Here is a 14351-nt window from a genome sequence, read left to right as displayed (position 1 = left end):
AAATTTTAAAAATATAAATGATAAAGATTATTAAGGAAATATAATGAAAGATAACAAAGTAGAATTATTATCACCAGCAGGAAACTTAGAAAAATTAAAAATTGCTATAAATTATGGGGCTGATGCAGTATATGCTGGAGTTAGTCACTTTAGTTTAAGAATTAGAGCAGGAAAAGAGTTTACCTTTGAAACTTTTAAAGAGGGAATTGATTATGCACATGCAAGAGGTAAAAAAGTATATGCAACAATTAATGGTTTCCCTTTTAACTCACAAATTGATTTACTAAAAAAACATATTGAAAATATGGCAGCAATTAAACCAGATGGTTTTATTGTAGCAGCTCCTGGTGTTGTTAAATTATGTAGAGAGATTGCCCCTGATATTGATGTTCATTTATCAACTCAAGCAAATGTACTTAATTATTTAGATGCACAAGTTTTTTGGGATTTAGGTGTAAAAAGAATTGTTGTAGCACGTGAAATTTCACTAAAAGATGTTATGCAAATTAAAAAGCATTTACCTGAAATGGAGATTGAAATCTTTGTTCATGGTTCTATGTGTTTTGCATACTCAGGAAGATGTTTAATTTCAGCAGTTCAAAGTGGACGTGTTCCAAATAGAGGTTCATGTGCAAATGATTGTAGATTTGATTACACTTTATATGCAGAGAGTGAAAACCAAAATACACTATTTAGACTTGAAGAAGATCCTGGAGTTGGAACTTATATCTTTAATTCAAAAGATATGAACTTAGCTTCACATATTCAAGAGATTATGGATTCTGGTGCAGTTGACTCTTTAAAAATTGAAGGTAGAACAAAATCACCATATTATGCAGCAGTAACTGCAAATGCATATAGAGAAGCTATTGATGATTATTATGCAGGTACATTTGATGCGGATAAATACCAAAGAGAATTACATACAACAAAAAATAGAGGCTTTACAGATGCTTATTTAGTTCATAGACCATTTGACAAGCTAGATTCTCAAAATCATGATTACGCTATTTCTAAAGGTTCTTACGAAGTAACTGGACTTATAACAGAAGATGAAAAACATTTCATGTGTAAATATAAAGTTTATCCAAATCAAGATATTGAAATATTTGCACCAAGAGATACTCAAATTATTGAGTGTGATAATGAAATTGGAAAAATCTATAAAAAAGAAGATGGAGTTTATTATATAAACTTCAAAAAAATATTAACAGAAACAAATAAAGAGATGGAATCAGTGCATAGTGGTAATACAAATAAAATTCAATTACCTGGAACTTTACCTTATTTAACAATGTTAAGAACTGAAAATACTGAAATATAATTACCTGGTATTATATGATTTTTTTTAGAGTTTCCCAAAATATTAATATAAAAACAACTGATGGCACTTTAGTAAACTATTTCAAGTTTAAAATGCCATCAAACTTAGAAAATGATACTGTATATATTACATGTGAAAATGATTTTAATGATTTAAACAAAGTTTTTGAAAATGTAGATAAAGATAAATATACAACTAGACTTTTAAAAGAGAAGAAAGTAAGAGAGTTAGAATCTTTTCCTATTGAATTAGGAATTAGCAATAAAGATGAATATTTAAACTCTGTAGAATTCAAAAAAAATACAGCAAAAAATGTAATTAAAAATGAAGATGAAGTATTGTCATTATTTGACAAGTCTTCAAAAGTTGATATTTACAAGCAACTTGTGAAAAAAGATAAAGAAGAAATTTCTCTTGCAATAATTGGTGGTTTAGGTAAAAGTATTAGTCAAATAGTATCTTCTTGTACAGCTTTACGAATACTAAATACTAAGTTAAAAGAGCTTTATAAGAGTGTTAAAATCGATTTATATATTAATGCTTCAAATAATAGTCTTTATTCAAGAGATAGACAAGTTTATTTAAAACAAAAATTTATAAACAATGTAATGCCTTTAAGTATCACAAGTAAAAAACTTTGCACTTATGACTACTTTATTGATAATAGCTCTGTTATGCAAAAGCTTTCAGGTTTTAATAGTTTAAATATGGTTGATGCTTGGTTATATAAATTTGGAATAGATTATAAAAAGATAAGCTCTTATGAAAAACATAATGAATTAAATCTTGAAAATGTTGTAGCTTCAAAAAATTTAGAAGAAAAAATCAAAGCTATAAAAAAGAAAGGAAAAGTTCTTTTGTTTCATCCTTTTTCAGCTAGTGCAAACAAAACAATTCCTCAAAATATTGCTTCTTCAATATTAAAAGAATTAATATTAAAATTAGATGGTTATACAATTGTAAGTTGTTTAAATATTGATTCAAAACTAGTAGATGATAAGTTTATAAACTTATCAAAAGATTCTAAAACTATAAATGATTTTATATATATAATTTCTAATATGGATTCAATTATTACAACTGATACTTCAACTTTTCATATCTCTGATGCATTTATGATTCCTACAATTGTTTTATCAACAGATACAGAAATTGATAAGAAAACAAAATACTATGAGCATCTTAAAACTATTAAAATTGAAGATAAATCTAAATCATTATCAAAATTTATTTATGATAATGATTCATTAACTTTATACAAATATAAATCATGGCAAAGCCTTAAAACATCGAAGATTATAAAACTATTAGATACTTTTTGATATAATCGTGTTTTTATATAAAAACAAGGATTGAAAATGAATTTTGTATCAATTATTATGGGTAGTAAATCTGACTATGAAATTATGAAGCATTGTGCTGATACTTTTGAAAAGTTTAATGTTAGATATGAGCTTATTATATCTTCAGCTCATAGGTCTCCTGCTAGAACTAAAACTTATATCAAAGAAGCAGAAGAAAAAGGTGCAGTTGCCTTTATTGCTGCTGCTGGTATGGCTGCACACTTAGCTGGTGCTTTAGCTGCGTCTACAACTAAACCTGTTATTGGAGTACCAATGAAAGGTGGAGCAATGGATGGAATGGATGCAATGCTTTCTACTGTTCAAATGCCTGCTGGTATGCCTGTTGGTACAGTTGCACTTGGTAGATCTGGTGCTGTAAATGCTGCATATTTTGCTATGCAAATTCTTGCAATCTCTGATAGTGAATTAGCTATAAAATTAAAAGAAGATAGAATCGTACAAGCTAAAAAAGTTGAAACAGATTCACAAGAAATAGAAGTAATCTTATAGTAAACACTATAGATGAATATTTATAAGAAATAAAAAATTAGGAATTAAATAGATGGTTACATTTTCACAAATTCTATTAAAATTACAAGAGTTTTGGGCTAAGCAAGGATGTAATATTGTACAACCTTACGATATTCCAGCAGGTGCTGGTACTTTCCACCCTGCAACACTTTTAAGAAGTTTAGATTCAACTCCTTGGTCAACTGCTTATGTTGCTCCAAGTAGAAGACCAACTGATGGAAGATATGGAGAGAACCCAAATAGATTAGGAGCTTATTATCAGTTTCAAACTTTAATCAAACCAAGTCCAGATAATATTCAAGACTTGTATTTACAATCTTTAGAGTTTTTAGGTTTAGATTTATCTAAGCATGATATTAGATTTGTTGAAGATAACTGGGAATCTCCAACTCTTGGAGCTTGGGGACTTGGATGGGAAGTTTGGCTTGATGGTATGGAAGTAACTCAGTTTACTTACTTTCAACAAGTAGGAGGACTTCCTTGTGATCCTGTTGCTGTTGAGATTACTTATGGAACTGAAAGACTTGCAATGTATTTACAAGGTGTTGATTCTGTATTTGACATTGTTTGGAATGAAAATGCACATGGAATTACTACTTATGCAGATGTTCATAAAGAGAGTGAATATGAATTTTCAAAATATAATTTTGAAGTAGCTGATGTAGATATGTTATTTAGACATTTTGACGAAGCTTTTAATGAGTGTAAAGTTTGTTTAGAAAATGAATTACCTCTTCCTGCATATGATCAATGTATGATAGCATCTCATGCTTTTAATACATTAGATGCAAGAAAAGCAATTTCAGTAACAGAGAGACAAAACTATATTTTAAAAGTGAGAGAATTATCTCAAGGTTGTGCGGTTTTATATAAAAGTCAAGAACCTCAAAGATTAGCAAGAGTTAATTCTAAAGCATCTTTAGAAGCCTTAGAAAAATTAAAACTAAATAATCCTGAATTATTTGTTTAGGATTTACTTTGAAAGTTAAAGAAATATATGCTTTTTTAGATGAGTTATCACCATTTGAGTTACAAGAAAAATGGGACAATGCAGGTTTACTTGTAGGTTCTTTTGATGATGAAGTAAAAAAAGTATATATTAGTATTGATTTAGATGAACAATTACTTGATGAAGTTGAAGAAAATTCTTTAATTATTACCCATCATCCTTTAATTTTCAAAGGTTTAAAAAGAGTTAATTATGACTCATATAGTACGAAATTATTACAGAAATTAATTAAAAAAGATATATCTTTAATTTCAATGCATACAAATATAGATAAAACACATTTAAACAAATATGTGGTTAGTGAAGTTTTAGGTTTAAAACTTGAGAACACTGATGAGTTTATTTCTTATGCAAAAGTAAATATGAAGTTTAATGATTTAGTAAAACATATCTCAAAAAAATTAGATTTGAAAACTGTAAATACAGTTAGATGTAATGATTTTATAAAAGATGTAGCAATTGTTACGGGTTCAGGGATGTCTTTAATTGAAGAAGTAAAAGCTGATTGTTTCTTAACAGGTGATATAAAATATCATGATGCAATGGAAGCAAAGGCAAGAGGTATTTCTTTAATTGATATAAGACATTATGAGAGTGAAAGATACTTTAGTAAGCTACTAGAGGGACTTCTTTCAGAATATTTGAAAAAAAATGAATTAAAAGCTATAATAACAGCTTCAAAAAATCCATTTGAGTTTTTTATAGAAGGAGAAACGATTGAATAAGTATTTACAGGATTTAATTAAATTATCAAAATTTGATACAGCAATTAGCATGTTTGAACCAAAGATTGAAAATGAAAAGGCAAAACTTGCAACTTTTGTTGAAACAGCAGAAGAGATTAAAGCATCAATTAACACTTTATATTTAGAGGTTGATGATATTAAGTCTAAAAGAACTAAGAATAATATCCATTTATCAGAGTTAAAGTCTAAGTTAGAAGATATCTCAAAAAAGAATGATAATATTCATACAGAAAAAGAGTTAAAAGCATTACAATTAGAAGAAGAAATCGCTAAAGAACAAATCTCTTTTGCAAATGAAGAGATTACAAGATTAGATGCATTATCTGAATCTAAAGAAGAGACTTTAAAAGATTTACAAGAAAAATTAACTGAAGAAGAAGAATCAATTAAAGATATTCAAGTTGCAGTTGATAATAGTATTGAAGAAATCAACAAAGAAAGAAATGTTGTATATCAAGAAAGAAGTGAATTATTAGAAAAGTTTGATAATAAAATTTTAACATTCTATGAAAAAATCAAAAGATGGGCAAAAGATTCTGCTGTTGTTCCTGTAAAAAAACAAGCATGTTATGGTTGTTATATGAAAATTAATGACAAAACTTATGCTGAAGTTATTAAATCAGAAGAGATTGTAAATTGTCCACATTGTGGAAGAATACTTTATAAAGAAGATGAAACAGAAGAGGCTTAATTTTGAGCCTTTTTAGTATATTTTACTATTTACTTTTAGTCTTAGTTTATATACTAGCTCTTCCTTTTTTAGTTTTTAAAGCTAAGAACCCTAAATATAAACAAGCAATTCCCTCAAAATTTTTTTTAAGAAATAATCCTTCCTTTGAAGAAAATAGTATTTGGTTCCATTCTTGTTCAATGGGTGAAACAAAAGCTATTAAACCTTTACTTGATTATTATAAAAATGAGGCAAATGTTTCAGTTATCACAAACACTGGATTTGAAGAAGCTTTAAAGAGTACTTCAAATGTACGTTATTTACCTTTTGAGATATTTTTACCTTTTTGGATTAATAAACAAAAAGTTTTAGTTGTTATGGAAGCTGAATTATGGTTTATGCTATTTCTTTTTGCGAAGAAAAAAGGTGCAAAAACTTTTTTAATAAATGCAAGAATCTCTGATAAATCATATAATTCTTATAAAAGATTTTCTTTTTTTTATAAAAGAATTTTTAAGAATATTGATAAAGTTTTTGCACAAAGTGATATAGATAAAGAAAGACTAGAAGAGTTAGGTGCTACAAATGTGGAAGTGTTAGGGAATATTAAATTAGCACAAGAACCAAAAGTGAATAATATATTAAAAAAAGTTGATGATATCTTAATTACAGCAGCAAGTACTCATGAAAATGAAGAGAAGCTTATTCTTAATGCTTATGAAAGAGATCAAGGAAGATTAGTAATAGTTCCTAGACATCCTGAAAGATTTGATAGTGTTGATTTACTAATCAAAGAGTATATAAAAGATAAACCCTTGACTTATCATAGATACTCACAAGAAGAAAATTTTAATTCTGATATAATTTTAGTAGATAAAATGGGTATTTTAAATGATATCTTTACTATATCAGATGTAGTAATTTTAGGTGGTGCATTTGAAAAAATTGGTGGACATAATCCAATTGAACCTGCATTTTTTAAATGTAAGTTAATTAGTGGTAAACAGATATTTAATCAAAAACCACTTTTTGAATGTGTTAAAGATTTTTATTTAATTGAAAATGATGAATTAAATAAATACTTAAATAATATAAAAGATTTAAAAAAATCAGCCTTAATAAAAGCTGGTTCAATAGATCCAATAATAAAGGAAATAAATGCCTGTAAGAGATAAAGCATACAAACTATTAGCAATTCAAGAAGGAATTTCTAATTCTAAAGCAAAAGAGTTAATAGATAAAGGCTTAGTAAGAGTTGGTGGGAAAAAAGTAATGATTGCCCGTGGTGAAATAAAAGGTGATACACATTTTATTGTAAAAGAAATTGCTCCAATAAAAGTAATTTTCCAAGATAATGATATTTTAGTAGTAGACAAACCTGCATTTTTAACAGCTGATGAAGTTGCTAAAAAATATCCTGATGCTTTTTTACTTAATAGACTTGATAAAGAAACAAGTGGTGTTATGATGTTTGCTAAAAACGAATTATTCCAAAATAGAGCAATAAAAGAGTTTAAACAAAATAGAGTTTATAAAGAGTATGTTGCTATTGTTGAGGGAAAGGTTATTGATGAAATTGTTATTGATAAACCAATTCTTACAACAAAAGATAGAGGAAGTGCTAAATCTAAAATTGATGTTAAAAAAGGTAAACCAGCAAAATCAACTGTTTACCCTATGTTGGTTGAAGGTAATAAATCTAAAATCAAAGTTGTTATTGAATCTGGTCGTACTCATCAAATTAGAGTTCATTTAAACTCTGTTGGATTACCAATTATTGGTGATGGAGTTTATGGAAGAACGGCAACTAATGTTACAAGAGTTTTATTACATTCTAAAATCACTAAAATTTTTGATTATGAATTTGAAGCTAAAGAACCTAGAGAATTTAAAGTTTACGAGTTTAATTAAAATTTAAGTAAAAAAGCTTTCAAATAAAATATACAAAACCCTTATTTAAGGGTTTTGTATGTAAACTGCTAAAAATAAAAACTAAAACTAATCTTAAAAAGTACACAATTAATCTATCTTGAAGTATAAAAAACGTATAATCCACAAAATTTAAAAAATCTAGGAGTTGAGCTTTGTTTGATTCAATAACCGGTTCAATAAAAAATGCTGTTAACAAAATAAGACATAAAGATGATGTTGCTTCACTAAAGAAAGCTACCTTAGAGTTAAAGAAATCTTTATTAAAAGCTGATGTACATCATAAAACAACAAAAGAATTAGTAACAGCTATTGAGCTTGAAACTAAAAGAGTTGGAATTGGTCAAGATTCATTTATTAATGCATTAAAAAGTGAATTAACTAAAACATTAACAACAGAGGGAAATCAAGGTTTTGTTTTCTCTAATACTCCTCCTACAACGATTTTAATGACAGGACTTCAAGGTTCTGGTAAAACAACAACAACTGGTAAATTAGCTAGTTATTTAAAGCAAAGAAAGAAAAAAGTTTTAGTAGCAGCTGGCGATTTACAAAGATTAGCAGCAGTTGAGCAATTAAAACAAATTGCTGCACAAGTTGAAGTTGATGTATATTTTGATGATAATGAAACAAATCCTATTAAAATTGCACTCGCTGCAAAAGAGAAAGCTACTAAAGAGCATTACGATGTTTTACTAATTGATACGGCAGGTCGTCTTGCAATTGATGAAGAATTAATGACTCAATTAAAAGATGTAAGAGATGCTGTTAATCCAGATGAAATCTTTTATGTTGCAGATTCTTTAACAGGTCATGATGCTACTAAAACTGCATCTTCATTTAAAGAACAAATTGGAATTGATGGTGTAATTCTTTCTAAATATGATGGTGATACAAAAGGTGGAGTTGCTTTATCTATTGCTTCACAAGTTGGAGTTCCATTAAGATTTATAGGTACTGGTGAAAAAATGCCAGACCTTGAAGTATTTATTCCAGATAGAATTGTATCAAGATTATTAGGACTTGGAGATATTGAGGGACTTGCAGAAAAAACATCAGCTGTAATTGATGAAAAGAAAGCAAAAGAAGTAAGTAGAAAAATCAAAAAAGGTGAATTTAATTTCAATGACTTTTTAGACCAATTAGCAATGATGAGCAAATTAGGTTCTATGAAATCAATTATTGGAATGATTCCTGGTCTTTCACAAATGGCTGGACCTTTAAAAGATATGGATTTTGAAAACTCTGATGAGATTAAAAGGATTAAAGCTTTAATTGGTTCAATGACTGAAAAAGAAAGACTTCAACCATCTTTAATAAATCCAAGTAGAAAGAAAAGAATCGCAAAAGGTTCAGGACTTTCAGAAGTACAAATTAATAAAATATTAAAGCAATTTAAAAATGCTTCAAAAATGGCTAAGAAACTATCATCAAAAGGTGGAATGAAAGGCTTACAAAACATGATGTCTCAAATGGGACCTGGTGGAATGCCTAACTTACCAAGATAAAATAGGTTAAATATAAATAGTGTTGAGCTGTGAACTCACTTAAGTAATAGAGTTTAGATTTCAATACTATAATAAAAGTATAAAATAAAAGGAAAGAAAACATGACAGTAATTAGATTAACAAGAATGGGAAGAAACAAGAAACCATTTTACAGAATCGTTGTAACAGACTCAAGAAAAAGAAGAGATTCAGGTTGGATTGAATCAATTGGTTACTTTAACCCAGTTGCAGAGCCAAAAGTATTAAAAATTGACCAAGAAAGATATGATTACTGGTTAAGTGTTGGTGCTAAACCTTCTGAAAAAGTTGCAAAATTAGCAGCTAAATAATTAGTTGATTAATAGCTATGATTACTAATTTTATTGAAAACTATGCACGACTAATTGTTAGTGTACCAGAAGATGTAACTGTTACTAAAAAGTTAATAGATGAAACTTTTGCTGAGATTACAGTTGAAGCAAATAGTTCTGATATTGGTAAGCTTATTGGTAAAAATGGAAACATGATTAATGCATTAAAAACTATGGCAAATGGTTGTAAAGCAAAAGATGGTGTATCATATAAAATTCAAGTTATTGCTAAGTAGTTTAAATATATGAATAGTAATATATACGTAGCTAAATTAGGAAAAACTGTAGGTCTAAAAGGGCACTTAAAGCTTCATATAGACTCAGATTTTCCTGAGCAATTTAAAAAAGATGCAACTTTTATAACAAATAGAAAAATTAAATTAAAAGTTGTTGAATACAATGCAAATCGAGATGTAGTTTTATTTGAAAATTATGAAAATATTGATCTTGCTAAAAAACTTATAAATCAAGAACTTTTTTCAACACCTGAACAAACAAGAGAAAACTGTAATCTAGCAGAGAATGAATTCTTTTGGTTTGATTTAATCGGTTGTACAGTTTATGAAAATGATTTAAAACTAGGTTTAGTAAAAGATATTCATAGGTATCCTATAAGTGACTATTTAGAGATTGATACAGATGAGTCTTTAGTTACTAAAGAACTTCCAAAAACTTTTTTACTACCACATATATTTGATCAATTTATTTTAAATATTGATATTGAGAAAAAAGAAATAAATGTTAAAGATGCTTATTCTATTTTAGAAAACTCTTAGAGTTTTTTAATAATTACATCTTTTATCAAACTCTTCTTTCGTTAACTCAACTTCATACGAATTCTCTATTCCATTTTCTTGTAATTTCTTATATAAATCATTTCTAATACTATTATCTTCAAATGGACCATAATACAATTCAATTCGATTTAAATCGTCTCTACAAAGTTTCACATCACTATTAATAGAAGTAATCTTGTCTAAGTATGATTTGTACAAAGAACCTTTTATCTTAGCTATATTTATTAAGGATACAAATTTATTTTCACTCATAGGAGTCTTTTCTTTAATTTCTTCTTTTATCTCAATGATTTTTTCTTCAGCTTCTTCTTCTACTTTTACTTCAGCTACTTCAGCAATAGCCTCTTCTTTTTCCATCTCTAAGATTTTTTTACTATTAATCATCTCATTTCTTAGGTTGATAGCTTCATTTTTAAGTATTTCTAATTCTTCTTTTTGTTTTTCAAGTTCAATTTTTTTGTTTTCTAATAAAGCTTTTTCTTTCGATATTTTTTCTTCTTCAAGTGCTAAACTCTCTTTTCTTTTTTTCTCTTCTTCTTGCTTTATCTTTTTTTCTTGTTCTAGTTTTTCTCTTTTATTATTCTCTTCTTCTGCAATTATATTTTTATTTGTAAGTAGTAAAAGTTGTTGATTGAGTTTTTTAGAGTTTATATCTTTTATATTAAAGCTATTATCCTCATTAACTATTTTTTCTTGTTTTTGAACTTCTTCATTTTTTATCTCTTCTTTAGCATCAAAAAATCCCATAAAAAATAATACTGTTCCTATAATTAAAACTATTAGTAAAAAACCTACAAGTGCAAATAAAATTTTATTTAAAAATGGAACCTTTTTTTGAACAGCTTCTTTTTTCTCTTCTTCTTGAGTTTGTTTTATATCTTGTGAGTTTTCTTCTTCTTTTTGTCCTGCTTCTTCTGAAATAGTAGACTCTTCAATATTTGCAGAAGTAGTAGTTTCCTCTTCTATACTAGGAGTTTCTTCCTTTATCTCTTCTTTAATCTCTTCTTCTGCCATCATCTACTCTTTTTTTAGGATTTTCTTTTTTCTTTTTGTTTTGCTAATATTTTTTCTTTATTTTTTTGATAATAATCTCTTCTATATTTTTTTAGTTCTTCTTTCTTTTTTTCTCTATACTCTTTATCATACTCTAATCGTTTTTGTTTATTTTCTGAATAGTACTCTTTTTTTCTTTTTTTATATTCATTGATTTTTTTTACAATTAATTCTCTTCTATCATCTACGTGCGCTTTTTGAACTTTTGCAATCTCTTTTATTTTATCTGCAAAATTTATACTATTAAGCTCTTTAGAATAGTCAATTTCTTTTCTTGAAGGTTTTTTACTCTCTTTATTTTTTAGATAATACTCTTTTTTCTTTTTTTTATGCTCTAAAAAATTCTTTTCCCGAAGTTTTTTTAACTCTTCTAAATTCATAGATTTACGTATTTACCTAACTTTTTAATCTATTTACTGTATCTAACATACTATCTGTTGTTGTAATTGCTTTTGAGTTAGCTTCATATGCTCTTTGTGCAGTAATTAAATCAACCATTTCAGTTACTAATTTTACATTTGAAAGCTCAATCATTCCTTGTCTTACTCCACCAAATTGATCTGTTGTTGGATCTCCAGTTAGAACATCACCTGATGCTTCACTAACCATGTATAAAGATTCACCTAAAGGAGTAAGTCCTGATGGGTTTATAAAATCTGCAAGTTCAATTTGCCCTAATTCTTGAGAGTCTCCAGTTGATGAATTTGTAGCTGTTACAATTCCATCAGTTCCAAAGGTTACATCAGTAACATTATCAGGCACAACTATTTGAGGTGATAACTCATAACCATTACCGTTTACTATAGTTCCTTCAGAATTTAATTTAAAAGCACCGTTTCTTGTATAAGCTGTTTCTCCACTAGGAAGAGTTATTTGAAAAAATCCATTTCCTTCAATTGCTAAATCTAAAGTATTTGAAGTAAGTTGTAAGTCACCTTCACTAAAGTTTTTCTGAATACCAGAGATTCTTACTCCAAGACCTGTATCAATTCCAGTAGGATTTCTTGTTGTTTGTGTAGTTTGCCCTGCTGTATAGTTTAAAGTTTCATACATAAGGTCTTGAAATTCCGCTCTATCTTGTTTAAAACCGCTAGTATTTACATTTGCAATATTGTTTGATGTAACATCAATTTGATGTTGCATTGCATTCATACCCGTAGCTGCTGTGTAAAGTCCTCTAATCATAGTTTTTCCTTTAGAGTTTTATATAGTTATCATTATATTTTAACAAGAATTAAAATTAGATAAATCTAAAAAATTATTTTTTACATATTAAGTGAAAATTTAAAACAAATCATATATAATAAGTGATATTTTAAAATTATAATAAATAATAAAGGGTTAAGTAATGAAAATTCTTATAGTTGATGACAGTTCTACAATGCGAAGAATTATTGGAAATGTAGTCATGCAATTAGGTTTTAAAAAAGAAGAATTCGATGAAGCTGAAGATGGTGTTAAGGCGTGGAAACTTCTTGGAGAATCTCAATATGATGTAATTTTAACAGATTGGAATATGCCAAATATGAATGGTTTAGAACTAGTTCAAAAAACTAGAAGTGAAGGTGGACATATGAAGACACCTATTATTATGATTACTACTGAGGGTGGTAAGGGAGAAGTTATCACAGCTTTAAAAGCTGGCGTTAATAACTATATTGTTAAGCCTTTTAATGCAGAAATTTTAAAAGAAAAGCTTGATGGAGTATTAAAAAAATAACATAAGGTTTTTATTATGAGTATGAGTCAAGAAGAAATTGAAGCTTTAATGAATGGTTTAGATATCGTTGATGATGAAAGTTCAGCTGTTCAAGAAGAAACTCCAATAGTTCAAGAAGAAGCACCTGTTGTAAATACTGAAGAAATTGAAGAATTAATTTCTCAAAATGAAAAAGTTGGTGTTGAAGAAACATCTGAATTACTTGAAAACAATAATGAAGAAGTTGTAGAAAATATAGAAAATACAGATTCTGAAGTAGTGAATAATAATGATATTGATAACTTACTTAAAGATTTAGAGACAAGTGAAGCGAATGAATCAGAAAAAGAAGAAACTGCAAGTAATTTAGAAGAAATCAGTGAATTAGAAGTTGAAGAAATTGATACAAAAGAGATATCAGATATTACACCTAAAACTTTCGATGATGAAGCAGCTGATGAAGAAGGTATTGTTGAGTCAACTTCTTCAAAAGTTCAAGAAGAAAAAATTTCACAAGATAAGAATCATGATAATGATGAAATAGGAAAAGTTTGGGCAGATTCAAAAATAAATGAAGGTGTTTTCCCTTTTCCTGCTGATCATGATACGAAAGTTGTGAACCAATTAAGCCAAGTTGCAAATGATTCAGAAGAAAAAGGTTCTCAAATATTCGATGTTTTAAGTTTGTCTTTAGATAATAATAGTGAAACAAGAGATAAAGTGAAAAGTTTTGAAAGTTATATCGCTTCAGACCTCGAACTACTTAATTCTTTAAGTGCAAAATTTCCAAATATAGAGATTTTTAAAACTCAAATAAAAGCTGCTGAAGAAATGTCTACTAATTTGAATGATATTACAACTAGTTTAAATGCAGAAGATATGAAAATTTTTGAAGCAATGGAATTAATGCAATTTAATGATATTAATAGACAGAAAATAGAAAGAGTTATGTCTGTTATTAGAAAGCTATCTTTATACTTAAATAATTTATTTGAAGATGATGGCACTAGTCAGGAAATTGCAGTTGCTAAACATATTCATGGGGATTCAACTGATGACTTAATTGGTGAAGATTTAGATAAACTTATAGATGAATTTGCAAAATAAAAGGTAAATTATGAATCAAGGAACATATCCATTAGCTGCATCAATGATTAATCAAATTAATCGTTTAGATCAAATTAGTAATAACTTAGCAAATACTAATACACATGGTTTTAAACAAGATGGACTAACAGAAACTACTTTTAACCAATATTTACAAAGAGCGCAAGATGAAGGTTTTACACCTACAAAGATAAATACAGTTACTAATAATATACCTAAAATTGATGCAATGTATATAGATGGTGAAGTAGGAGCAATTGCAAGTACTGGAAATAAATTAGATTT

At 27.7% G+C, this 14351-nt stretch carries 18 protein-coding genes; 15 read left to right on the top strand and 3 right to left on the bottom strand.

The window, feature by feature from the left end:
- Window positions 1-43: 43 nt before the first annotated feature.
- The 12 genes from GBG18_RS09820 (at window position 44) to rimM (ending at window position 10186) form a co-directional block, all read left to right on the top strand.
- Window positions 44-1324: a peptidase U32 family protein gene (locus GBG18_RS09820; protein ID WP_152190658.1), complete on the top strand. Its 1281-nt coding sequence runs from the start codon at window positions 44-46 to the stop codon at window positions 1322-1324.
- 14 nt (window positions 1325-1338) lie between these two features.
- Window positions 1339-2646 (top strand): glycosyltransferase family protein, encoded by a 1308-nt coding sequence (locus tag GBG18_RS09815; RefSeq protein ID WP_152190656.1) that lies wholly within the window; start codon window positions 1339-1341, stop codon window positions 2644-2646.
- A 36-nt stretch (window positions 2647-2682) separates the two neighbouring features.
- Window positions 2683-3177: a 5-(carboxyamino)imidazole ribonucleotide mutase gene (gene purE / locus GBG18_RS09810; protein ID WP_152190654.1), complete on the top strand. Its 495-nt coding sequence runs from the start codon at window positions 2683-2685 to the stop codon at window positions 3175-3177.
- Between the two features lie 52 nt (window positions 3178-3229).
- Window positions 3230-4168, top strand: a complete 939-nt coding sequence (gene glyQ, locus GBG18_RS09805; RefSeq protein WP_152190652.1) for a glycine--tRNA ligase subunit alpha — start codon at window positions 3230-3232, stop codon at window positions 4166-4168.
- 8 nt (window positions 4169-4176) lie between these two features.
- Window positions 4177-4932: a Nif3-like dinuclear metal center hexameric protein gene (locus GBG18_RS09800; protein ID WP_152190650.1), complete on the top strand. Its 756-nt coding sequence runs from the start codon at window positions 4177-4179 to the stop codon at window positions 4930-4932.
- Window positions 4925-5644, top strand: coding sequence for a zinc ribbon domain-containing protein (locus tag GBG18_RS09795; protein WP_152190648.1), 720 nt, complete (start codon window positions 4925-4927; stop codon window positions 5642-5644). The genes GBG18_RS09800 and GBG18_RS09795 overlap by 8 nt, the downstream gene beginning before the upstream one ends.
- 2 nt (window positions 5645-5646) lie before the next feature.
- On the top strand, window positions 5647-6798 hold the full coding sequence (gene waaA / locus GBG18_RS09790) for a lipid IV(A) 3-deoxy-D-manno-octulosonic acid transferase (RefSeq protein ID WP_226896488.1): 1152 nt from the start codon (window positions 5647-5649) through the stop codon (window positions 6796-6798).
- Entirely contained in the window at window positions 6782-7534 is a 753-nt protein-coding gene (locus tag GBG18_RS09785; protein WP_152190644.1) for a pseudouridine synthase family protein, read from the top strand. Before waaA ends, GBG18_RS09785 begins: the two co-directional genes overlap by 17 nt.
- A 173-nt stretch (window positions 7535-7707) precedes the next feature.
- Window positions 7708-9060: a signal recognition particle protein gene (ffh, locus tag GBG18_RS09780; protein WP_152190642.1), complete on the top strand. Its 1353-nt coding sequence runs from the start codon at window positions 7708-7710 to the stop codon at window positions 9058-9060.
- A 101-nt stretch (window positions 9061-9161) separates the two neighbouring features.
- A complete protein-coding gene (gene rpsP / locus GBG18_RS09775; protein WP_076088164.1) occupies window positions 9162-9389 on the top strand; it encodes a 30S ribosomal protein S16 in 228 nt (75 codons plus the stop codon).
- Window positions 9390-9406: 17 nt separating this feature from the next.
- Window positions 9407-9646, top strand: coding sequence for a KH domain-containing protein (locus GBG18_RS09770; RefSeq protein ID WP_152190640.1), 240 nt, complete (start codon window positions 9407-9409; stop codon window positions 9644-9646).
- A 9-nt stretch (window positions 9647-9655) separates the two neighbouring features.
- The gene (gene rimM / locus GBG18_RS09765) at window positions 9656-10186 is read left to right on the top strand and encodes a ribosome maturation factor RimM (protein ID WP_152190638.1); all 531 of its coding nucleotides are present in this window, start codon (window positions 9656-9658) and stop codon (window positions 10184-10186) included.
- Between the two features lie 6 nt (window positions 10187-10192).
- Here the strand turns inward: rimM and GBG18_RS09760 are convergent, their stop codons facing one another.
- From GBG18_RS09760 to flgG, 3 genes are read right to left on the bottom strand one after another with little or no spacing between them, the layout of a single operon-like run.
- Window positions 10193-11221 (bottom strand): hypothetical protein, encoded by a 1029-nt coding sequence (locus tag GBG18_RS09760; RefSeq protein ID WP_152190636.1) that lies wholly within the window; start codon window positions 11219-11221, stop codon window positions 10193-10195.
- A gap of 14 nt (window positions 11222-11235) precedes the next feature.
- Entirely contained in the window at window positions 11236-11640 is a 405-nt protein-coding gene (locus tag GBG18_RS09755) for a hypothetical protein (RefSeq protein ID WP_152190634.1), read from the bottom strand.
- Between the two features lie 16 nt (window positions 11641-11656).
- Window positions 11657-12445: a flagellar basal-body rod protein FlgG gene (gene flgG / locus GBG18_RS09750; RefSeq protein ID WP_152190632.1), complete on the bottom strand. Its 789-nt coding sequence runs from the start codon at window positions 12443-12445 to the stop codon at window positions 11657-11659.
- 163 nt (window positions 12446-12608) lie between these two features.
- Between flgG and GBG18_RS09745 the strand changes: the two genes are divergently transcribed.
- The 3 genes from GBG18_RS09745 to GBG18_RS09735 all read left to right on the top strand — a co-directional run.
- Window positions 12609-12980: a response regulator gene (locus GBG18_RS09745; RefSeq protein ID WP_152190630.1), complete on the top strand. Its 372-nt coding sequence runs from the start codon at window positions 12609-12611 to the stop codon at window positions 12978-12980.
- A gap of 15 nt (window positions 12981-12995) precedes the next feature.
- A complete protein-coding gene (locus tag GBG18_RS09740; RefSeq protein WP_152190628.1) occupies window positions 12996-14066 on the top strand; it encodes a hypothetical protein in 1071 nt (356 codons plus the stop codon).
- 10 nt (window positions 14067-14076) lie between these two features.
- On the top strand, window positions 14077-14351 hold a 275-nt coding region (locus GBG18_RS09735), incomplete at its 3' end, for a flagellar basal body protein (RefSeq protein ID WP_226896487.1).

Source organism: Poseidonibacter ostreae (genome assembly GCF_009208075.1).
GTDB classification, from domain to species: Bacteria; Campylobacterota; Campylobacteria; order Campylobacterales; family Arcobacteraceae; genus Poseidonibacter; species Poseidonibacter ostreae.
This window is presented reverse-complemented; position numbering and strand designations above follow the sequence as displayed.